This is a genomic window from Mesorhizobium sp. P5_C1, assembly GCF_054049815.1.
This window is the reverse complement of record NZ_JBFULQ010000972.1, coordinates 1-1,304: the sequence shown is the minus strand read 5'-3', so window position 1 is coordinate 1,304 and position 1,304 is coordinate 1. Positions and strand designations below refer to the sequence as shown.

3 protein-coding genes are annotated in these 1,304 nt (G+C 62.4%); all 3 read left to right on the top strand.

Annotated features, from left to right (window positions below; all coding sequences use genetic code 11):
* Positions 1-318 (top strand): ArsR/SmtB family transcription factor (locus tag ACXJ7R_RS33125; protein ID WP_457155476.1); only part of this gene is annotated, 318 nt, incomplete at its 5' end.
* A gap of 73 nt (positions 319-391) precedes the next feature.
* A complete protein-coding gene (locus ACXJ7R_RS33120) occupies positions 392-919 on the top strand; it encodes an SRPBCC family protein (RefSeq protein WP_457155475.1) in 528 nt (175 codons plus the stop codon).
* A 39-nt stretch (positions 920-958) separates the two neighbouring features.
* Positions 959-1,304, top strand: a 346-nt coding sequence (locus ACXJ7R_RS33115; RefSeq protein ID WP_457155474.1) for a VOC family protein, incomplete at its 3' end; no start/stop codon positions are given.

Here is a 1,304-nt window from a genome sequence, read left to right as displayed (position 1 = left end):
GCACTCGCCGATCCGACGCGCCGCGCCATTCTTGCCCGGCTCATCCAGGGCGAAGCATCCGTGATGGAACTCGCCGAGCCTTTCGCGATGAGCCAGCCCTCGATTTCCAAGCACCTCAAGGTGCTGGAAAACGCCGGACTGATTTCACGCGGCCGCGACGCACAGCGCCGGCCGTGCCGGCTCGAAGCAAAACCGCTGGCAGAGGCCAATGACTGGCTGGAGCGTTATCGAAGGATCTGGGAAGGCAACTTCCAGCGCCTCGACGCGTTGCTCGGCGCGATGAAGGCCGAGAAAGCCCCCGACAGTACCGACCAATAGCGCGAAAACATCGCGGCCTGTGTCGGATCACCGGCCTGTCGCACGTCCTTTGGCAAACATGAGGAGGATCATCATGAGCACCACAACCTTGCCCGGTTCGACCGTCGCCACACTGACGGTGACCACGCCCAGCGACCGCGAGGTCCAGATCACCCGCATCTTCGATGCGTCGCGGCCGATGGTCTTTGACTGCTGGACGATACCCGAGTTGCTGAAGGGCTGGCTGCACGGTCCCGATGGCTGGCGGCTGGCGGTCTGCGAAATCGACCTCAGGGTTGGCGGCGCCACACGCTACGTCTGGCAGCACCGCGATGGCCGCAGCATGGGCATGAGCGGCGCCTATCGCGAAATCGTGCGTCCAGCCAGGATCGTCGCCACCGAATTGTTCGACGAGGACTGGACCGGCGGCGAAACCGTCGGGACGGTGGTCTTCATCGAACAGAGTGGGAAGACGCTTCTGACGCAGACGGTGCTCTACGCTTCGCAAGCGGCCCGCGACGGCGCGCTCGGCACCGGTATGACCCGCGGCATGGCCGACAGCTATGCCCAGCTCGACGCTTATCTCGCTTCACTTCAGGACGCTGCCAAAGGCGCCGCCTGACGCTTCCTTCATCCCCCAAGAGAAACGAGGAGAAAGACCATGCAAAAGATCACCACCTTCCTGTGGTTCGACGGACAGGCCGAGGAGGCCATGAACCATTACATGTCCGTCTTCAAGAATTCGAAGGAACTGAGCGTGACGCGTTGGCCCAAGGGTCACGCTGACGAGGGCAAGGTGCTGGTGGCCTCGTTCGAACTCGACGGCGTCCCGTTCCTGGCGCTCAACGGCGGACCACAATACAAGTTCACCGAGGCGATCTCACTATCGATCGACTGCAAGACGCAGGAAGAAGTCGATCATTTCTGGACCAGGCTCACAGAGGGTGGCGGCGAACCAGGGCCCTGTGGCTGGCTGAAGGACAAGTTCGGTGTTTCCTGGCAGGTCG

Coding starts and splice junctions, on each gene's coding strand:
- ACXJ7R_RS33120 (WP_457155475.1), top strand. CDS start 392: ATGAGCACCACAACCTTGCCCGGTTCGACCGTCGCCACACTGACGGTG.